A 19,582-nucleotide genomic window follows, 5' to 3' on the forward strand; every position below is an offset into this window, starting at 1 on the left:
GTTTGTATCAACCAACACCAAGTTCAGGAGTACTTAGACTGTGAAGAGCGCTGTCGAGAACCTCACCCCCACACGGGTCAAGCTCAATGTTGAGGTCCCCTTTGAGGAATTGAAGCCCAGCATCGATGAGGCATACAAGACTGTTGCTTCGCAGATCCAGGTCCCGGGCTTCCGCAAGGGTAAAGTCCCCTCCCAGCTGATCGATCAGCGCGTAGGTCGTGGCTACGTCCTTGAGACTGCAATCAACGAAGGCCTCAATGGCTGGTACCAGTCGGCAGTCCAGGAAACTGGAATCCGTCCCCTGAGCCGTCCCGAGGTCGAGATCACCGAAGTTCCGGACGCCAAGACCAACGACGGCGAACTGAAGTTCCATGCCGAGGTTGACATCCGTCCCGAGGTTGAACTGCCGGATTACGCTGGTATCAAGGTTGAGGTTGCTGCTGTCGAGGCAGACGACGCCGACATCGAGAAGTCACTCGACGAACTCCGCGGCCGCTTCGGCACGCTGAAGTCCGAAGACCGCCCCGCGGCAAACGACGACTTCCTGACCATCGACATCACCGCCACCATTGACGGTGCCGAGGTTGACTCCGCAGCTGGCCTGTCTTATCAGGTTGGCACGGGCACCATGCTCGAAGGCCTCGACGAGGCCGTCACGGGCCTCTCTGCCGACGAAGAAGCAATCTTCGACACAACCCTGGTTGGCGGCGACCACGCTGGCGAGGCCGCCCAGGTCAAGGTCACCGTCAAGTCCGTGAAGGTCCGGGAACTCCCCGAAGCCAACGACGACTTTGCCCAGCTCGCCTCCGAGTTCGACACGATGGAAGAACTTCGTGCCGACCTCGCCAAGCAGGCATCGGATTCCAAGGTTGTCGAGCAGGGCGTCGACGCCCGGGACAAGGTCCTTGACAAGCTTGTTGAGATGATTCCCGTTCCCGTCCCCGATTCCGTTGTCGAAGAGCAGCTTGAGGCTCACTTCAAAGAAGGCAACGGACACGGCGACGGCGAACACGATACCGAGGAGCACCGTGAGGAAGTGCGCACCAATACGGCGCGGGCTTTCCAGAACGAAGTCATCCTCGATGCAATTGCCGAAAAGGAAGAAGTCAACGTCAGCCAGAACGAGCTGATTGACTACATCGTCACCACTGCCAGCCAGTACGGTATGGACCCGAACCAGTTCGCCCAGATCATCGATCAGAGCGGCCAGGTTCCCATGATGGTCTCCGAGGTTCGTCGTCGTAAGGCCCTGGCAGTCGTCCTGGGCCAGGCAGAGGTCACCGACTCCGAAGGCAAGGCCGTTGACCTCAGCGACTTTGTACGCCCCGGAGACGAAGAGGCAACTGCCCCCGAAGCCGCAGATGCGGATTCAGCTGAGGACGAGGTTGTCGAAGGCACAGTCGTCAAAGACAAGGCCTGAGGCCAATAGTTCGCTCGCTCCGCATCACTGAGTGATGCAACAGCAGCCCCCTGATCATCGGATCGGGGGGCTGTTGGCGTTAACCGCAAGGCCGGCCAAGTAATGCACGCCACTGCTGCGCGGCGTGCATCGTGCGCCGTCAGCGAACAGCCCAAGATGTGCGAACAAAACCCACCGTTAAACGGTTAGTGTCCAAGTAGTGAAGTTCAGTGATGACACCGTCACCAGCGAGAGGTTAGTACACATGTCACAGCACGCAGAGACACCACGGATGGCCACAGTAGATCCGGCCGCCCAGGACAGCTACATCTACAACCGGCTCCTGAAAGAGCGCATCATCTGGCTCGGCTCCGAGGTCCGCGATGACAACGCCAACGCCATTTGCTCACAGCTGCTCCTGCTCTCCGCTGAGAACCCGGAGAAGGACATCTTCCTGTACATCAACTCACCTGGCGGGTCAGTCACGGCTGGCATGGCAATCTACGACACCATGCAGTTCATCCCGAACGATGTTGTCACCGTCGCAACCGGACTGGCAGCATCCATGGGCCAGTTCCTTCTCTCCTCCGGGGCCAAGGGCAAGCGTTATGCAACCCCCAATGCGCGTGTCCTGATGCACCAGCCTTCCGGCGGAATCGGCGGAACCGCCTCGGACATCAAGATCCAGGCCGAACTGATCCTGCACATGAAAAAAGTCATGGCTGAGCTGACGGCGGAACAGACGGGCCAGACCGTCGAGACAATCCTTCGGGATAACGACCGTGACAAGTGGTTCACGGCCACGGAGGCCCTGGAATATGGGTTCTTTGACAAGATCGCCGCACAGGCCAATGCCGTTGCCGGTGGCGGCGGAACGTCCAACAGCACCTCGGACCAGGACGACTCCTAGCGCGCGGCGCAGGTTTCAGTCCCCTCCACACTTAGATCAGGAGCAATAACATGACTTACAACTTCGGATGGTCAGCTGGCAACCTGCCTACCAGCCGCTACGTCCTGCCCCAGTTCGAGGAGCGTACTCCCTACGGCTTCAAACGCCAGGATCCGTACACCAAGCTCTTCGAGGACCGGATCATCTTCCTCGGCGTTCAGGTGGACGATGCCTCTGCAGATGACGTTATGGCCCAGCTGCTCGTGCTCGAGTCCAGCGACCCGGACCGAGACATCACGCTGTACATCAACTCTCCGGGTGGTTCGTTCACCGCCATGACGGCGATTTACGACACCATGCAGTACATCCGTCCGGAAATCCAGACTGTCTGCTTGGGCCAGGCCGCGTCCGCTGCTGCGGTCCTCCTGGCCGCCGGTACGCCGGGCAAGCGCCTAGCCCTGCCGAATGCCCGTGTGTTGATCCACCAGCCCGCCCTCTCAGGCGGACAGGGCGGACAGGCCTCTGATCTGGAGATCCAGGCAGCAGAGGTCATGCGCATGCGTGAATGGCTTGAGAACACGCTGGCATTCCACTCCGGCCGCACCTCTGAGCAGGTCAACAATGACATTGAACGCGACAAGATCCTGACCGCTGCAGAGGCGCACGAATATGGCCTGATCGACCAGGTCCTGGAAACCCGCAAAATCAAGCCGCAGGCAATTACTCGCTGATGATCTCGGTAGCGTAACGAACGCCGGTATGGTCCGTTTCTCTTGGACCGTACCGGCGTTTGGCTTCCACGCAATGGCCACAGTGTGACCTAGAGTGGAGGTACTGGAGTAGGCCCTGTTGGCCTGGTACACCGGACTGGCAAGTAAATGAGGATGCGGCTCACTCTCCGCAGAACATAACTAAGGGGTTTGCACATGGCTCGGATAGGCGAGAGCACTGATCTGCTGAAGTGCTCTTTCTGCGGAAAGAGCCAGAAGCAGGTCCGCAAGCTCATAGCCGGTCCTGGCGTCTACATCTGTGACGAGTGCATTGAACTCTGCAACGAGATCATCGAGGAAGAGTTGGCGGAGGTAGCGGACCTCGGCAGCTTTGAACTCCCGAAACCCCGCGAGATTTTCGACTTCCTCCAGGAATATGTCATCGGTCAGGAACCTGCGAAAAGGTCACTTGCTGTTGCCGTATATAACCATTACAAACGGATTCAGGCAGGGCAGTCACCCAAGACCAGCACACTGGCTGACGGGGGCCATCATGACGACGTCGAAATCGCGAAGTCCAACATCCTCCTGATCGGTCCCACTGGATGTGGCAAGACCTATCTGGCACAGACACTGGCCCGTCGGTTGAATGTGCCTTTCGCAGTTGCCGACGCTACGGCACTGACGGAGGCAGGGTATGTGGGCGAGGATGTCGAAAACATCCTGCTCAAGCTGATCCAGGCCGCTGACTACGACGTCAAGAAGGCGGAACAGGGCATCATCTACATTGATGAGATCGACAAGATCTCCCGCAAGAGTGAGAACCCGTCAATTACGCGGGACGTTTCTGGTGAAGGTGTACAACAGGCCCTCCTGAAGATTCTCGAAGGGACAGTTGCTTCAGTACCCCCGCAGGGCGGCAGGAAGCACCCCCATCAGGAGTTCATCCAGATCGACACCACCAACGTCCTGTTCATCGTTGCTGGCGCCTTCGCTGGTCTTGAGGAGATCATCGGATCCCGTTCTGGCCGGAAGGGAATTGGCTTCGGTGCTCCGCTGAATGAAGCCAGCAACAGCACAGATACCTACGGCGAGGTCATGCCTGAAGACCTGTTGAAGTTCGGCCTGATCCCCGAATTTATTGGCCGGCTACCCGTCATCACCACTGTCTCCAACCTGGACCAGGATGCGTTGATGCAGATATTGTCCAAGCCGCGTAACGCCCTGGTCAAGCAGTATCAGAAGATGTTCTCCATTGATGGAGTCGACCTTGAGTTTGAGAAGGGCGCTCTTGAAGCCATCGCAGACCAGGCGCTGGAACGAGGAACAGGAGCCCGTGGCCTGCGAGCAATCCTCGAGGAGGTTCTGCTGCCCGTCATGTTTGATCTGCCCAGCCGGGAGGACATTGCATCAGTTGTTATCACAGCTGATGTTGTCCTCAACAAAGCGGAACCGACACTCGTTGCGCACGAATCTCCTGCCAAGCGCCGCAAATCAGCCTGACCGGTCAGCCGCTGTAGTCGGTTGGACCCTATTACTTTTCTGACGAAACCAACATAAGCGAAAAGGACTTTGCCATGACTGAAACAGCAGCCAACCGCGCCGACTTCTGGTTTGACCCCCTCTGCCCCTTCGCCTGGATCACTTCCCGCTGGATCGGTGAGGTGGAGAAGGTCCGCGACATTACCGTTGACTGGCACGTGATGAGCCTGGCAGTCCTCAACGAGGGTCGCGACCTTGATCCCGCCTACCAGGAGATGATGCAGAAAGCCTGGGGCCCCGTGCGGGTGGTTATTGCCGCAAGCCAGGCCCACGGCAACGATGTCATCAAGCCCCTCTACGATTCCATGGGGACCCAGATTCACGACGGCGGCGAGAAGGATTTTGGTGTTGTCATCGCCAAGGCGCTTGAGGAGGCAGGCCTTCCCGCCGAGCTTGCTGAGGCTGCTTCCACTGACAAGTACGACACTGCACTGCGTGCCAGCCACGAAGAAGGAATCTCCCTGGTGGGCGAGGACGTTGGAACGCCTGTCGTGGCCATCAATGGCACGGCATTTTTTGGTCCTGTCCTGACCCGCATTCCCCGCGGTGAGGATGCTGGCAAGATCTGGGACGGGTCGGTGGCCTTGGCGTCCTACCCGCACTTCTTCGAGCTCAAGCGCAGCCGGACCGAAAGCCCCGAATTCAGCTAATCCGGCGCTGGGACAAAAGGACCCCGGTGCGCTGCCTAGGCAGCGCACCGGGGTCCTTTTGCGTCCGGTGGGGGTGTGTGGCTAGCTGGCAGGAACCTGGTCAGCGGCAGCAAGCGATACGGCACTGACCACGAGATCGCCCTCACCAACCACCAGGGTAATTTCCCGGGCATTCGATGCAGCCTTGAGATCGACGATGCCTGCGTTGAGCTGAGCCGTGAGGAACTCTGACGCAGTGATTGTCGCCGAGAGCACTTCAGTGCGCTGTTTTACCTTCGCCTCAGACTTGGCTTTGCGGACGCCGCTGAGCGCTTGTCCCACTGTTGCCAACATGGTGGTGTCGCCGTCTGCGATGTCTACCGCCGTGGGCCATTCCACCTGGTGCACCGAGCCATGGCGCCACCATCCCCAGACCTCTTCGGTGGCAAAGGGCAGGAACGGGGCAAAGAGGCGCAACAGCGTGTCGAGGCTTGTGGCCAGGGCTGCAAGGACAGATGCCTGTTCCGTGTCCCCAGCAGCTCCGTAGGCACGATCCTTGATCAGCTCGACGTAATCATCGGTGAATTCCCAGAAGAAGGACTCCGTAATCTGCAGCGCCTTAGCATAATCGTAGGCCGCAAAGGCCGTGGTGGACTGGTCCACCACCTCGGACAGCTGGGCAAGGACGGCGCGGTCCAGAGCGTTGGTCAGTACCGACCTGTCGCTACCGACCACGTTGTCCTCCGTGGCACCAAGGTTGAGGACAAACTTGGAGGCATTCAGAAGCTTGATGGCCAAGCGGCGGCCAATCTTCATCTGGGCTATCTCGTAGGCGGTGTCTGCTCCGAGCTTGGCAGAGGCTGCCCAGTAGCGGACGGCATCCGAGCCGTATTCGTTAAGGACATCGGTGGGAACCACCACGTTGCCCTTCGACTTGGACATCTTCTTGCGGTCAGGATCCAGGATCCAGCCGGAGAGGGCTGCGTGCTTCCACGGTGCCACGTCCTGAAGGGCATCGGCCCGCACTGCGGAGGAGAAGAGCCAGGTGCGGATGATGTCGTGGCCCTGGGGACGCAGGTCAAAGGGAAAGACCTTCGCGAACAGCTCGGGTTTACGGCTCCAGCCGCCTACAATCTGTGGCGTGAGGGACGATGTCGCCCAGGTGTCCAGGACATCGGGATCGCCGGTAAAGCCACCAGGTACATCACGCTGTGACTCTGAGTATCCCGGGGCGGCGTCGGCTGCGGGATCCACAGGCAGCTGCTCATCGGCGGGCAGTACGGGTGCGTCGTAGTCAGGGTTACCATCGGTATCGAGGGGGTACCAGACGGGGATGGGCACGCCAAAGAAGCGCTGGCGGGATACCAGCCAGTCTCCGTTGAGTCCCGCGATCCAGTTTTCGTACCGTGAGCGCATGAAGGCGGGGTGGAACTCGATGTCCTTGCCCCGGCCGATCAGGCGTTCGCGGCGTTCTTCATCGCGCCCACCGTTGCGGATGTACCACTGCCGGCTGGTGACCACTTCAAGTGGCTTGTCGCCCTTTTCGAAGAAGTTCACGGGGTGCATGATCTTCTTTGGTTCCCCGTCGAGGAGGTCCTGTGCCGCCAGCAGCTCGACCACGGCTTCCTTGGCGCTGAAGACAGTTTTGCCGGACAGGGTCGCAAACGCTGCGCGGCCCTCGTCGCTGGTGATCCAGTCAGGGGTTTCCCCGATGATGCGGCCATCCCGGCCCACAATGGCGCGGGTGGGTAGCTGCAGTTCCCGCCACCACGTTACGTCGGTGAGGTCGCCGAAGGTACAGACCATGGCGGCACCCGAACCCTTGTCCGGCTTGGCCAGTGGATGTGCGTAGACCGTGACCTGCACACCGAACACGGGGGACGTGACGGTTTTTCCGAACAGCGGCTTGTAGCGTTCGTCGTCAGGGTTTGCCACCACGGCTGCGCAGGCAGCGAGAAGTTCGGGGCGGGTGGTCTCGATGTAGATTTTCTCGCCGTCTTCGGTAAAGAACGGGTAACGATAATAGGCGCCAGCCACTTCGCGATCTTCGAGTTCCGCCTGGGCAACTGCGGTACGGAACGTTACGTCCCAGAGCGTGGGTGCTTCTGCCATATAGGCGTCCCCGGCGGTGAGGTTGGCGAGGAAGGCACGCTGTGACACGGCGCGGGAGGTGTCGTCGATGGTGCGGTACGTCAGGCTCCAGTCAACGGAGAGGCCGAGGGTCTGGAAAAGGTTCTCAAAAACCTTTTCGTCCTCGACGGCAAGTTCCTCGCAGAGTTCAATGAAATTCCGCCGTGACACGACATCGAAGTCGCGCTGGTTCTTGGCGGGGGAGGCCGGCGGGCGGTAATCGGCGTTATACCGAACGGTGGGGTCGCAGCGGACGCCGTAGTAGTTCTGGACCCTGCGCTCGGTGGGCAACCCGTTGTCGTCCCAGCCCATGGGGTAGAAGACGTTCTTGCCGCTCATGCGCTGGTGACGTGCGAGGACGTCCGTCTGAGTGTAGGAGAACATGTGTCCTACGTGCAGGGAACCGGATGCGGTGGGCGGCGGGGTATCGATCGAGTAGACCTGCTCCCGGGTGGTGTCCGGGTTGAAGGCGTAGGTTCCTTCGGAGCTCCAACGCTCGGTGAGTTTTGCCTCCAGCCCTTCAAGGGCCGGCTTGTCCGGAACGTTGATCGGAGCGGGGTTGATAGGGGCGGTGGAGGGCGTGTCTGTACCCTGATGTGTTTCAGCCATAGAGCAATTCTTCCATGCTGGGCCGAAGTGCGGTTTTTCCGCGGAATTACCGGGGAGTTCCAGGCACTCACTGCACGGCATCGAGAAGTCCCGAGACAGCACACAGCTCCATGAGAGCGGCCTGAGAATGAGGTTTCTATCGGGTAACGCTCGCCATTTTTTGGGTTCCGTGGCTCGAAGGCACGCTCTGATGCGGGTAACCTTACCTGTGACTACCATCACCTTTGATCGGAGCCACACCCCATCATGAGTACTTACCTAGCATTGCCAGCCGAAGGCGCAGCCGAGAAAGTGGGCTGGTTGGCCGCTATCGAGAAGTCAATCGATTCGGTTTTCCAGCCCGTCACGGAGGTTTTCTCCAATATCGTTTTTGTTCCCATCACCATTGGGGACATCAGCTTCCCGGCGGTGGTGCTGTGGCTCATCGCAGCGGGCGTCATCTTCACCTTCTACTTTGGCTTCATCCAGGTCCGCGGCTTCAAAACCGGGCTTGACGTGATCCGCGGACGCTATTCCGCTAAATCTGATCCGGGCGAAGTGACGCACTTCCAGGCCCTCACCTCCGCACTCTCAGGCACAGTTGGCCTCGGTAACATTGCCGGTGTTGGTGCTGCCATGGCACTGGGTGGTCCTGGCGCGACGTTCTGGATGGTGCTGGCTGGACTGCTGGGCATGGCCACCAAGTTTGCCGAATGTACCCTTGGGGTCAAGTACCGCGAGGTGCACCCGGATGGTTCGGTCACCGGCGGACCCTTCAAGTACCTGCCGATCGCCTTCCGCAAGTTCGGCAAGATCCCGGCCAAGACATTGACCGGGATTTTTGCTGTCGCCATCCTGTTCTTCGGTATCGCCGGAGGCAACATGTTCCAGGCAAACCAGACCTTCGCGCAGATCCAGAACGTGACCGGCGGAGACGACGGCTTCCTGGGCAGCGCAGGCGCAGCACTGATCTTCGGAATTGTCCTTGCTGCCCTGGTTGCGGCAGTGATCCTCGGTGGTATCAAGTCCATCGGCGCCACCACCAGCAAGCTCGTTCCTTCCATGGGCCTCGTCTACGTCCTGGCCTGCCTGTTTGTGATTTTCGCCAACCTTGATCACGTCCCCGCAGCCTTCGGGTCCATCTTCACCGGCGCCTTCAACCCCCAGGGCATGGCGGGCGGCTTTGTGGGCGTCATGATCGTTGGTTTCCAACGTGCAGCATTCTCCAACGAGGCCGGTCTTGGCTCGTCGTCGATTGCGCACTCTGCCGTGAAGACCAGGCGCCCCGTCAGCGAGGGCTTTGTGGCAATGTTCGAGCCCCTCGTTGATACGGTCCTGATCTGCACCATGACTGCGCTGGCTATCATCATTGCTGGCGCACCCAGCTTCCAGGCCGGCATGGACCAGGTCCAGGCGGGGGACGGTGCACCCGACGGTGTCATCCTGACCTCTGATGCTTTCGCTACTGTCCTGCCATGGTTCCCCGTGGTCCTTGCCGTGGCAGTATCGCTCTTTGCCTTCTCCACCTTGATCACCTGGTCCTATTACGGACTCAAGGCCTGGGAGTATCTCTTTGGCCGGAGCAAGGCCTCCGAGATTTCCTACAAGTGCGTGTTCCTCTTCTTCACGGTTGTGGGTACCGTCCTGACCTTCACGCAGGTCCTGAACTTTGCCGACGCTGCACTGTTTGTCTGCGCCTTCGTGAACCTGTTGGGCGTCTATCTGCTGTTGCCGGTGATCAAGAAGGAAATGAAGAAGTACCTGGCGGACAGGAAGAGCGGCCAGCTGGAAATTCTCGGTCTCGAAGACGAAGAAATGGAATCCAGCACCCGCTCCTGATCCACTAGTGTGGTCCCATGACTGCGGATCACCACACGAATACAGCACTGGTTACCGGTGCCAGTACCGGTATTGGCGAGGCCACCGTGCACGCCTTGCGCACCGAAGGGTGGCAGGTGTACGCGGTGGCTCGCCGCGCTGACCGGCTGAAAGCGTTGGCGGAGGCGACAGGTGCCGTGGCGCTTCCTGCGGATATCACAGCTGACGACGACGTTGCCCGGGTTCTGGCCACTGTCACCTCCGGTGGCGGCATCACCACGCTGGTCAATATTGCTGGCGGTGCCCGCGGGGCTGACCGGATTGGCGAGGCAGACACCGATGACTGGGAGTGGATGTTCCAGGCAAATGTCATGGGCACCCTGAAACTGACCCGGGCGTTCCTGCCCATGCTGCGTGCCAGCGGAACGGGCACCGTCCTGAATCTGACCTCCACAGCAGGGATCACTGCCTATGAAGGTGGGGGCGGTTATAACGCGGCAAAATTTGCCCAGCACGCCATGACAGGTGCCCTCCGCCTCGAGGAAGCCGAACATAACGTACGCGTGATCGAGGTGGCACCAGGGCTGGTGCAGACAGAGGAATTTGCCCTCAACCGGCTTGGTGGGGATGCCGGTGCTGCGGCAAAGGTCTACCAGGGAGTCGAGAACCCCCTTACTGCCGCTGACGTTGCGGATGTTGTCCGATATGCCGTCAGCGTCCCGCACCATGTGAACCTGGACCAGATTGTGGTCCGCCCCGTTGCGCAGGCTGCCAACCACAAGCTGATCCGCAAGGCCTGATCACCCAGCGAGGGGGACCCGGGTTAGTTCATCCCAGGTGAAGTGGCCTTGCTCCGGATCCTGGTGGACTGCCAGAAGCACAAGTTCGCTGATGGCAAGGGCTGGCAACGGTTCTCCCGCCACAGCATCGACCGCCTGTTGCACTGCTTCTGTACTGCCATCCGCCAGGCCGTATCCCAGGCTGATATGCGGTCGTGCTGGAGCGTCCGGCAGGGGGACCCCTGCTGAAAGGCTTTCCTTAGCAGCTGTCCTCACACCCTCAAGCATGCGGGTCCACCCAGCAGTGCCGGCACAGCTGGATCCCAACGCGAAGTCCTCTGCTACCGGTTCGCCTAGCTGGACCGCGAACGGCGCTGTCCGTGCCGCGAGATCCTGAAGCTTGGCGACGAACCTGTCGAGCTGTTCGGACGCGACCTCATCCCGGGACAGGCCAAACTGCTGGACCGTGGCGTGCAAAAACTCCGGTGGCTGGGTTGAACAGTAGCCAACGCCATGTAGGGCAACCTGCCGTTCCATGAGCGCGGAGACCAGGGCCGGTTCGGGCAACACGTAAATGTGGAGCCTGTTGCGGAGGGAGGGCCAGAGAGTGTTCGTTTCGCCAAAAAACCTTTTCATGCGCCTAGGCTAGGCGCACGCGGTAAACACCGGATGAATCGCTCTTGACCGGCAGTGGTGGCTTGTGCCAGGTCGGGGAACGCTCCCTGAAACTGCTGCCTGCACGTCCGCGGAGTTACCCGGGAAGTGTCAGTTCGGCCACAACGCCCGCGTGGTCAGTGCCAGGGATGACCACGGTGCGGAATGCCGAAATGCCGATGGTTGGACTGACCAGGATGTGATCCAATGCCGCGAAGGCAGGAAGGGCGCTGTTGTGTGGCCAGGTGGGAGACAGCCCTTGCCCGGTAGCGGCGGCGGCATCCGTGAACCCGGCGGCCACCAGCGCGCGGAACTCTGGGTGGTCAAGGGTGGCGTTGAAGTCACCGAGCAGGATCGTGGCGGCAGCACTGCCTGTTTGGTCGGCAAGCTGGGCCAATTCGGTGCGCCAGAAAGGTGTATGTCCGGGACGGGGAGAATCGACGTGGACCGCAGTGACGGCCAGCGTCGGGCCTTGGTCTACGGAGAGCAGTGCCCGGCTCTGGTTGAAGACACTCCCCGGGACCTTGCCCTGTGCTTCCAGCGGAAACCGCGAGAATACTCCACTGCCCGTATCTGCCCAGTCCACGTCGGTGACGCTATAGGGAAGAAGATCGCTGAGTCCTCCTGCTTCAAGGGCTTCGAGGCTGAGCGGCCCTAGTTCCGGAAGGGCAAGAAGGTCCACGTTGTTGTCCGTAACGGCGGCCGTGATGGCCGGAACATCCCAGCCACCACTGCCCACGTTGAGTGCCATGACGCTCAGCGAACGCGGAGTGGGCGGCTCAGTGGCCCCATCATTTTTGCGCGGGTCGGCAATAATTCTGGGCGCAAGCAACAGCGACTGTGCCGCCAGGACCGCGATGGTGACCCCCAGGATGACTGTGCTGGCAACCGTGCTGCCGGCCCGGCGTCGCACTTTCCTGAAAGCCAGCACTGCGGCAACCAGGGCCAAGACGGTCAGGGGGAACGTGAGGGGGTAGCCCGAGAGTAGCTGCACCCAGGGCGTTCCGATGTTCCACGGACGGCTACTGAGGGCTGTCAGTCCGGCGGAAGGCAGGATAAGGACGACGGCGGCTACTGCCCACCAGCTGATCTGTAGCCGCCGGTTCTGCTTCTGGTGGACACCATGGGCACCGTCCCGCGGGTCACCGTGGGAGGCGGACGTCGGCTTACTGGCCTGGGGCGAAGACATGGTCCATTATCGGGCCAGGGTGGCCTTCTGCAGCTCACGGCACGTCACCGGATGCAGGGGTGCCGCCCGCGGTCCGCTGTCCAGCGCAGACCTACGCGCTGGACAGCGGCTCGCCGACGCTCCCGAATGGCGGAGCGCAGCTGCCCAGGCGTAGGATGGTCAAGGCGTTGACCCGGCTATCACCGGCGAGCTTCCGGAAGAACGCGTAACCAGCCACAGCGGCCGGTCATGTCACTAGAACCGGACGGGTAAGCCCGTCACAGCAGCAATGAGTGGCCTTCCTGGTTCACGTTTTCGTTCCGGCGGAATACGCGGGCAAGGTGGCAAGTGAGGTGGTACCGCGGTGCCGGCCCGTTGATTTTTACGGGGCACGCCGTCCTTACATCCTGATCGGAACGCGCGGCAGCACCAGCTGTCCCGTTCACCAGCTCAACCCAGGATGATGAGATGACCTCTTACCCCAAGGCCTCCACCGCTCCGTCCGGCGCACCCGCCGGCGTGTCCGCCTCCGTGAAGTTCCCGGAGATCGAAGAGCGGATCCTCAAATACTGGGACCAGGATGGCACGTTCCAGGCCAGCATCGACCAGCGCGATGCCGATCTGCCCGGCGGAACCCCCGGTAGCAACGAATTCGTCTTTTACGACGGCCCGCCATTCGCCAATGGGCTGCCACACTACGGCCACCTCCTGACCGGCTACGCCAAGGACCTGGTGGGCCGCTACCAGACACAGCGGGGCAAACGCGTGGAGCGCCGCTTCGGTTGGGACACCCACGGACTGCCCGCTGAACTCGAAGCCATGAAGCAGCTGGGCATGACGGACAAGACCCAGATCGAGGCGATGGGGATCGACAAGTTCAACGACGCCTGCCGTGCCTCCGTGATGAAGTACGCCGACGAGTGGCAGAGCTACGTCACCCGCCAGGCGCGCTGGGTGGACTTCGAGAATGACTACAAGACCCTGAACGTCGAGTACATGGAATCAGTGCTGTGGGCGTTCAAGCAGCTCCACACCAAGGGCCTCACCTACAACGGCTACCGTGTCCTGCCGTATTGCTGGAAAGACGAGACCCCGCTCTCCAACCACGAACTCCGCATGGATGACGACGTCTACAAGGACCGTCAGGACCAGACTGTCACCGTCACGTTCCCCATCACGGCAGGGGAGTCAGCACTCTCCAGGGAGCTCGCCGGAGTCCAAGCCCTCGCCTGGACCACCACGCCCTGGACGCTGCCTACCAACGCAGCGCTCGCCGTCGGGCCCTCGATCACCTACGTGGTGGTACCTGCCGGGCCGCACGGCATCAAGGCCGGTGCGCCGACGGCGCCTGTGGCGGGCAGTTTCCTGCTGGCTGCTGACCTGCTGGGCAACTACGCCAAGGACCTGGGGTACGACGACGCCGCTGCCGCGCAGGCCGCGATCACCGCCACACACGTGGGTGCCGACCTGGCCGGACTCGCGTACCAGCCGCTCTGGCACGATTTTGCCGATAATGAAAAATACGGCATGGAGAACGCCTGGCGTTTCCTGGTGGCCGACTACGTCACCACCACCGACGGAACAGGCATTGTCCACCAGGCGCCCGCCTACGGTGAGGATGACCAGAAAGTCTGTGAAGAAGCCGGGATCCCCGTGGTCCTCTCCGTGGATGAGGGCGCAAAGTTCCTGCCGCTCTTTGCCGGGGGAGACCTCAATGACATTGTGGGCCTGCAGGTTTTCGAAGCCAACAAGCCCATCACCCAGGTGTTGCGGGCCCAGGGTCGTCTGGTTCGCCAGGCTAGCTATGTGCACAGCTACCCGCACTGCTGGCGCTGCCGTAACCCGCTGATCTACCGGGCCGTCTCATCCTGGTATGTCCAGGTGACAGCCTTCAAGGACCGGATGCTGGAGCTGAACCAGGACATCAACTGGATCCCCGGCAACGTCAAGGACGGTCAGTTTGGCAAGTGGTTGGCCAATGCCCGTGACTGGTCCATCAGCCGGAACCGCTACTGGGGCAGCCCGATTCCCGTGTGGCAGTCCACAGACCCCGAGTATCCCCGGACAGATGTCTACGGCTCCCTGGCCGAGATTGAGGCGGATTTTGGCCGCCTGCCACTGAACAAGGAAGGCCAGGTTGACCTGCACCGGCCCTTTATTGATGAGCTGACACGGCCCAACCCGGACGATCCGCGCAGCCCTGAGGAAGGCCAGTCCCTCATGCGCCGCGTGGAGGACGTCCTTGATGTCTGGTTCGACTCTGGTTCCATGCCCTACGGCCAGGTGCACTACCCATTCGAGAATGAAGCCTGGTTCGATTCGCACAACCCAGCGGATTTCATCGTGGAGTACATCGGCCAGACCCGGGGCTGGTTCTACATGCTGCACATCCTCTCGACGGCCCTCTTTGACCGGCCAGCCTTCCGTAATGTCATCAGCCACGGTATTGTGCTCGGCTCCGACGGACAGAAGATGTCCAAGTCCCTGCGCAACTATCCGGATGTGTCCGAGGTCCTGGACCGTGATGGGTCCGACGCCATGCGCTGGTTCCTGATGTCCAGCCCCATCCTTCGTGGCGGCAACCTGGTGGTCACCGAACAGGGGATCCGCGACGGCGTCCGCCAGGTCATCCTGCCGCTGTGGAACGTCTACAGTTTCTTTACCCTCTACACCAACGCTGCCAACGGCGGTGCAGGGTACGACGCCAAGCTCCGCTACGACGGCTACACCGACACCATGGACCAGTACCTCCTGGCCAATACGGGTGACCTGGTCCGGGCCATGACCACCCACCTTGACGAGTACGACATCTCGGGCGCATGCGATGACCTGCGCAGCTACCTGGACATGCTTACCAACTGGTACGTCAGGCGCAGCCGCCAGCGCTTCTTCGACGAAAGCACCGACGCCTTCGACGCCCTTCATACGGCGCTTGAAACCGTCTGCAGGGTTTCTGCATCCCTGCTGCCGCTAATCTCCGAGGAAATCTGGCGTGGACTCACCGGTGGCCGCTCGGTACACCTGGCTGACTGGCCCGAAGCGTCGCTGTTCCCCGCCAACCCAGCACTTGTGGAGGCCATGGACAAAGTCCAGCAGATCTGTTCCACCGGGTCCTCACTGCGGAAGGCCGCCAACCTTCGGGTGCGCCTGCCGTTGAAGGAGCTCACTGTTGTGGCACCCGGTGCTGATTCGCTGTCCGGTTTTGCTGGTGTCGTCGCTGATGAACTGAACCTGCGTTCAGTGCGCCTGCTCGACGCTGCCACCGCCTCTCCAGAAGAATTTGGCATCACCCAAAAGCTCGTGGTCAACGCCCGTGCCGCTGGTCCGCGGCTGGGCAAGAATGTCCAGCAGGCCATCAGGGGCGCCAAGTCCGGTGACTGGTCAGTGGACGATGCCGGGGTGGTCACAGCAGGGTCCCTGGCATTGGAACCTGCTGAATACACCCTTGAGACAGTGGTGGCAGAGGCCGACGGCGAGGCCGCTGCACGGTCTGCCGTGGCGGTCCTTCCAGGTGGTGGTTTTGTGGTGCTGAACACGGAAGTCACTCCCGAACTGGAAGCCGAAGGATTGGCCCGGGACATGGTCCGTACCATCCAGCAGGCGCGCAAAGATGCCGGACTGAACGTCAGTGACCGGATCCGCACCTCGGTCACAGCAGCCCAGAACGTGGTGGATGCCCTGGCCGAAAACGCCCAGCTGGTCAAGACCGAGACATTAACCGCTGACCTGTCAGCGGTCCTCGGAGACGTCCCGGAACCTGTTGTCGTTGTCGAAAAATTGGAGTCCTGAAACGCCATGAGTGATGAATTCTCTGTCGAGAGCGTCTACGCCGAACTGCTGGGACGGGCTCCAGAAAACAAGATGGAACCGCGGCTTGCGCCCCTGTTCCGTGCCATGGATGTCTTGGGTGAACCCAACAGGGCGTTCCCGATCATCCACGTCACAGGGACCAATGGAAAAACGTCGACGGCCCGCATGATTGAAGCCGGGCTGCGTGCCCATGGCCTCAGTACGGGCAGGTACACGAGCCCACACCTGTCCAAGGTGACGGAGCGCATCAGCATCGATGGCGCGCCGGTCCCGGATGAGACGTTTGTCCGGATTTGGGATGAGATCCGGCCGTATCTGGCCATTGTGGATGGTGAACTGGAAGCCGATGGCGAACCGCGCCTGACGTACTTTGAATGCCTGACCATCCTTGCGTTCGCCGTTTTTGCCGACCAGCCGGTCAACGTTGCAGTCATCGAAGTGGGCCTGGGCGGGATCACCGATGCGACAAACGTCGGTGATGGCCTGGTCTCTGTCATTACGCCAATCTCCCTTGACCACACGGACCTCCTGGGCGAGACCACGGAGGAGATCGCCTACGAAAAGGCTGGCATCATCAAGCCGGGCGGATTCCTGGTTAGCGCAGCACAACCCACCGATGCGGCGCAGGTGCTCCTTGAGAAGGCCCGCGACGTTGACGTTCCTTTCCGTTTTGAAGGGGTCGAGTTTGGCGTCGAGTCCCGGACGGTTGCCGTGGGCGGCCAAGTCATCAGCATCCAGGGCCTGGCTGGCCGGTACCAGGACCTGATGGTTCCCCTGCATGGAGCCCACCAGGCGCAGAACGCCGCCGTGGCAATCGCTGCACTTGAAGCGTTTTTCGGGGGAGAGAAGGAACTTGACTTCGACCTCCTGCAGGAAGCTTTTGCAGCAGTGACGTCTCCGGGACGCCTTGAGGTTCTCCGGACAGCACCCACAGTGCTGGTAGACGCTGCACACAATCCGGAGGGAATCCGGGTGTCCGCCGAAGCCATTGATGAAGCCTTCAGTTTCAGCACCCTGGTTCCCGTGGTGGGAATCCTGCGGGAGAAGGATGCCGCGGAAATCCTGGTCCAGCTCCGGGACTCATTGGGTAAGCTGGCCAGCGAATTCTGCTTCACCCAGTCCACGTCCCCCCGGGCCATTCCGGCTGCAGAGCTTGCCGAACTGGCACTGGAGCTCGGTTTTGCGGAGGACAGTATCCACAGCACGGACAAACTTGACGACGCCCTGGAATGGGCCGTGGAACGGGCCGAGGCGAATAATGACCTTGCCGGCGGTGTCTTGGTGACGGGTTCCATCACCCTGGTGGCCGAAGCCCGTATCCTGCTGGGTAAGACGGAGGAGTAGACATGGCTCGTTTGACCAAGGCGCAGCGGGAATGGCGTCCAGGAATGCCGAAGAAGCGCCGTTCCACCAAAGTCATGTTCGCCTCCACCGTGCTGCTGCTGGAAGCGTTCGTGGCAATCTTCGCGACACTAGCCGTGTTTGGGTTGCGCAGGAACGACTTTCCGCCGGTCCTGATCTTTGGGATCGGCCTGCTGCTCGCGGCAGCCCTGGTTTTCAACTGCGCGGTTCTGACGAAACCGTGGGGCATCGCCATGGGCTGGATCATGCAGGTCCTCCTGATCCTGACCGGGATCCTGGAACCAACAATGTTCGGCGTCGGCATCCTATTTGCCCTCTCCTGGTGGTACGGCTTGCGGACAGGTATCCGCATTGACCGTGAAAGCAGGGAACGTGAACGCGAGCAGGCCCAGTGGGAAGCGGCCCACCCGGATGGCCCGGCCGCTGAATCACCGTAGACTTTTATCCGAACCCGCACCCTATGTATTGGAGCAACCGTGAGCACTGAGCGCACTCTTGTCTTGATCAAGCCCGACGGCGTTGCCCGTCACCTCACCGGCGCGATCGTGGCCCGTATCGAAGCCAAGGGATACACCCTGGTCGAGCTGAAGAAGGTTGAGGCCTCCCGCGAACTGCTGGAGCAGCACTACGAGGAACACGTAGGCAAACCCTTCTACGAACCACTTGTTGAGTTCATGCTCAGTGGCCCAGTCGTCGCAGCCATCTTTGAAGGCCACCGCGTCATTGAAGGCTTCCGCTCCCTGGCCGGAACCACTGATCCCACCACGGCGGCACCCGGCACCATCCGTGGTGACTTTGGCCGCGACTGGGGCCTGGCAGTCCAGCAGAACCTGGTCCACGGTTCGGACTCAGTCGAGTCCGCCGAGCGTGAGATCAACATCTGGTTCTGATACCACACCAAAAAGCAGCCCCCGTTCCACCGGAACGGGGGCTGCTTTTTTTGGTAGTGCCCGACCGCTGGTGGGCTCAGTAGGTGGAGCCGACAAACACATGCAGGAAGGCAAAGAAGATGGTGACGGCGACAGCCACGTAGAGCAGTGCCGTGATAATCCAGCCTGAATCACCAAGGATCCGGCGGAGCGTGGGTGGTGTAGGAATGACGCCGTGGACCACGTTGCGTAGGGTCAGCCACACAAACAGGGGAATCATTGCAGCCCAGACCACCATGCAGAGGGGGCACAGGATGTTGATGCTGTACAGCGCCTGTGACCACAGCCAGACGGCGAAGGCAAAACCAAGCGTGACGCCGGCCTGCAGCCCTACCCAGTACCAGCGGGCAAACTTTGCACCGGACAGCAGGGCCATGCCGGCTGTGATGATGATGGCAAAGGCCACAATTCCGATGAACATGTTGGGGAACCCAAACAGCGAGCTCTGCGGGGTCTTCATGACCTCACCGCAGGAGATCCAGGGGTTCACGTCGCAGATGGTGGTGTGGTTGGGGTCTTCAAGGACTGCAAGCTTCTCAATGACGAGGGTCCACGCGGCCAGCCACCCCACGGCGCCGGTAATGACCATCAGCCATCCCATGCCGCGCTGCCCGGTGATTGCGGGTGCGCCTTCGGGCCGGTCCTTGTGGTGTTCGACGGCGGAGGCGTTGTCTGTCCGCTCGTCGGGGAACGTCTTGCTCATGGAAATGGCGTCCTTCGTAGTCGGTGGCCAGGTGTCTGTGGCGGCAAAGCTTGTCCTGGCCTGATTCTAACTCTGCTGACTGGGTATATCGCCCAGACACTACTGCCAGCAACGCCTGTCCGGCTCTCGCAGTGTGCCGCAGGGGTTCAGGTATCCAGGCAATCACGGGGGAGGGGCGCCGTGATTGCAGCGTCAACGGTGAAAAATCGGCAGCCTCCCCGGCCGTGGTGCAACGGTGTGAGAGAATGATCCTGGCTGGAAGCCGCCCCACATGCGGCCTCCGGTCCGGTGACTAGTCGCAAAGACCGCCAATGATGTGCGAGGCAGGCCGTGGATTTCTTCCAGGCATCCCGCAAAGCCATTGGAAGGCACCTGGTTGTGACCGGCTGATGCCGGTGGAACAACGGGTTCCTGACATAGCCGCTGGCCCCCACGGGCTGCCGCACCCCACAGCCGGTGCGAACCTGGGGGT

At 61.0% G+C, this 19,582-nt stretch carries 15 protein-coding genes; 11 read left to right on the forward strand and 4 right to left on the reverse strand.

The window, feature by feature from the left end:
* Positions 1 to 40: 40 nt before the first annotated feature.
* The 5 genes from tig (at position 41) to QMG79_RS04700 (ending at position 5,190) form a co-directional block, all read left to right on the forward strand.
* Positions 41 to 1,420, forward strand: a complete 1,380-nt coding sequence (gene tig / locus QMG79_RS04680) for a trigger factor (RefSeq protein ID WP_283537436.1) — start codon at positions 41 to 43, stop codon at positions 1,418 to 1,420.
* A 271-nt stretch (positions 1,421 to 1,691) separates the two neighbouring features.
* On the forward strand, positions 1,692 to 2,309 hold the full coding sequence (locus QMG79_RS04685) for an ATP-dependent Clp protease proteolytic subunit (protein WP_283537999.1): 618 nt from the start codon (positions 1,692 to 1,694) through the stop codon (positions 2,307 to 2,309).
* A 50-nt stretch (positions 2,310 to 2,359) separates the two neighbouring features.
* Complete coding sequence (locus tag QMG79_RS04690; RefSeq protein ID WP_283537437.1) at positions 2,360 to 3,019, forward strand: ATP-dependent Clp protease proteolytic subunit; 660 nt, start codon at positions 2,360 to 2,362, stop codon at positions 3,017 to 3,019.
* 195 nt (positions 3,020 to 3,214) lie between these two features.
* Positions 3,215 to 4,501 (forward strand): ATP-dependent Clp protease ATP-binding subunit ClpX, encoded by a 1,287-nt coding sequence (clpX, locus tag QMG79_RS04695; RefSeq protein ID WP_283537438.1) that lies wholly within the window; start codon positions 3,215 to 3,217, stop codon positions 4,499 to 4,501.
* 74 nt (positions 4,502 to 4,575) lie between these two features.
* Positions 4,576 to 5,190: a mycothiol-dependent nitroreductase Rv2466c family protein gene (locus tag QMG79_RS04700; RefSeq protein ID WP_283537439.1), complete on the forward strand. Its 615-nt coding sequence runs from the start codon at positions 4,576 to 4,578 to the stop codon at positions 5,188 to 5,190.
* A gap of 81 nt (positions 5,191 to 5,271) precedes the next feature.
* Here QMG79_RS04700 and valS read toward each other — a convergent pair whose 3' ends face one another.
* Positions 5,272 to 7,908, reverse strand: a complete 2,637-nt coding sequence (valS, locus tag QMG79_RS04705) for a valine--tRNA ligase (RefSeq protein ID WP_283537440.1) — start codon at positions 7,906 to 7,908, stop codon at positions 5,272 to 5,274.
* Positions 7,909 to 8,154: 246 nt separating this feature from the next.
* Here valS and QMG79_RS04710 point away from each other — a divergent pair, with 246 nt between their 5' ends.
* Together QMG79_RS04710 and QMG79_RS04715 are read left to right on the forward strand one after the other, a co-directional pair.
* Complete coding sequence (locus QMG79_RS04710; protein ID WP_283537441.1) at positions 8,155 to 9,726, forward strand: alanine/glycine:cation symporter family protein; 1,572 nt, start codon at positions 8,155 to 8,157, stop codon at positions 9,724 to 9,726.
* 17 nt (positions 9,727 to 9,743) lie between these two features.
* Positions 9,744 to 10,505 (forward strand): SDR family oxidoreductase, encoded by a 762-nt coding sequence (locus QMG79_RS04715; protein WP_283537442.1) that lies wholly within the window; start codon positions 9,744 to 9,746, stop codon positions 10,503 to 10,505.
* Here QMG79_RS04715 and QMG79_RS04720 read toward each other — a convergent pair whose 3' ends face one another.
* Together QMG79_RS04720 and QMG79_RS04725 are read right to left on the reverse strand one after the other, a co-directional pair.
* The gene (locus tag QMG79_RS04720) at positions 10,506 to 11,120 is read right to left on the reverse strand and encodes a 2'-5' RNA ligase family protein (protein ID WP_283537443.1); all 615 of its coding nucleotides are present in this window, start codon (positions 11,118 to 11,120) and stop codon (positions 10,506 to 10,508) included.
* A 115-nt stretch (positions 11,121 to 11,235) separates the two neighbouring features.
* On the reverse strand, positions 11,236 to 12,327 hold the full coding sequence (locus tag QMG79_RS04725; RefSeq protein WP_283537444.1) for an endonuclease/exonuclease/phosphatase family protein: 1,092 nt from the start codon (positions 12,325 to 12,327) through the stop codon (positions 11,236 to 11,238).
* A gap of 447 nt (positions 12,328 to 12,774) precedes the next feature.
* On the opposite strand from QMG79_RS04725, the gene ileS reads away from it, so the two are divergent.
* From ileS to ndk, 4 genes are read left to right on the forward strand one after another with little or no spacing between them, the layout of a single operon-like run.
* Complete coding sequence (ileS, locus tag QMG79_RS04730) at positions 12,775 to 16,095, forward strand: isoleucine--tRNA ligase (protein ID WP_283537445.1); 3,321 nt, start codon at positions 12,775 to 12,777, stop codon at positions 16,093 to 16,095.
* A gap of 6 nt (positions 16,096 to 16,101) precedes the next feature.
* Positions 16,102 to 17,460 (forward strand): bifunctional folylpolyglutamate synthase/dihydrofolate synthase, encoded by a 1,359-nt coding sequence (locus tag QMG79_RS04735; RefSeq protein ID WP_283537446.1) that lies wholly within the window; start codon positions 16,102 to 16,104, stop codon positions 17,458 to 17,460.
* A 2-nt stretch (positions 17,461 to 17,462) separates the two neighbouring features.
* Complete coding sequence (locus QMG79_RS04740; protein WP_283537447.1) at positions 17,463 to 17,915, forward strand: DUF4233 domain-containing protein; 453 nt, start codon at positions 17,463 to 17,465, stop codon at positions 17,913 to 17,915.
* A 39-nt stretch (positions 17,916 to 17,954) separates the two neighbouring features.
* Entirely contained in the window at positions 17,955 to 18,368 is a 414-nt protein-coding gene (gene ndk, locus QMG79_RS04745) for a nucleoside-diphosphate kinase (protein ID WP_283537448.1), read from the forward strand.
* A 76-nt stretch (positions 18,369 to 18,444) separates the two neighbouring features.
* Here ndk and QMG79_RS04750 read toward each other — a convergent pair whose 3' ends face one another.
* Complete coding sequence (locus QMG79_RS04750) at positions 18,445 to 19,110, reverse strand: vitamin K epoxide reductase family protein (protein ID WP_283537449.1); 666 nt, start codon at positions 19,108 to 19,110, stop codon at positions 18,445 to 18,447.
* Between the last annotated feature and the right edge of the window lie 472 nt (positions 19,111 to 19,582).

Source organism: Pseudarthrobacter sp. PS3-L1 (assembly GCF_030063285.1).
Classification (GTDB): domain Bacteria; phylum Actinomycetota; class Actinomycetes; order Actinomycetales; family Micrococcaceae; genus Arthrobacter.

Excerpts from the sequence above, each read along its gene's own strand:
- QMG79_RS04685 (WP_283537999.1), top strand. The coding sequence starts at position 1,692 with ATGGCCACAGTAGATCCGGCCGCCCAGGACAGCTACATCTACAACCGG.
- QMG79_RS04690 (WP_283537437.1), top strand. The coding sequence starts at position 2,360 with ATGACTTACAACTTCGGATGGTCAGCTGGCAACCTGCCTACCAGCCGC.
- clpX (WP_283537438.1), top strand. The coding sequence starts at position 3,215 with ATGGCTCGGATAGGCGAGAGCACTGATCTGCTGAAGTGCTCTTTCTGC.
- QMG79_RS04700 (WP_283537439.1), top strand. The coding sequence starts at position 4,576 with ATGACTGAAACAGCAGCCAACCGCGCCGACTTCTGGTTTGACCCCCTC.
- valS (WP_283537440.1), bottom strand. The coding sequence starts at position 7,908 with ATGGCTGAAACACATCAGGGTACAGACACGCCCTCCACCGCCCCTATC.
- QMG79_RS04710 (WP_283537441.1), top strand. The coding sequence starts at position 8,155 with ATGAGTACTTACCTAGCATTGCCAGCCGAAGGCGCAGCCGAGAAAGTG.
- QMG79_RS04715 (WP_283537442.1), top strand. The coding sequence starts at position 9,744 with ATGACTGCGGATCACCACACGAATACAGCACTGGTTACCGGTGCCAGT.
- QMG79_RS04720 (WP_283537443.1), bottom strand. The coding sequence starts at position 11,120 with ATGAAAAGGTTTTTTGGCGAAACGAACACTCTCTGGCCCTCCCTCCGC.
- QMG79_RS04725 (WP_283537444.1), bottom strand. The coding sequence starts at position 12,327 with ATGTCTTCGCCCCAGGCCAGTAAGCCGACGTCCGCCTCCCACGGTGAC.
- ileS (WP_283537445.1), top strand. The coding sequence starts at position 12,775 with ATGACCTCTTACCCCAAGGCCTCCACCGCTCCGTCCGGCGCACCCGCC.
- QMG79_RS04735 (WP_283537446.1), top strand. The coding sequence starts at position 16,102 with ATGAGTGATGAATTCTCTGTCGAGAGCGTCTACGCCGAACTGCTGGGA.
- QMG79_RS04740 (WP_283537447.1), top strand. The coding sequence starts at position 17,463 with ATGGCTCGTTTGACCAAGGCGCAGCGGGAATGGCGTCCAGGAATGCCG.
- QMG79_RS04750 (WP_283537449.1), bottom strand. The coding sequence starts at position 19,110 with ATGAGCAAGACGTTCCCCGACGAGCGGACAGACAACGCCTCCGCCGTC.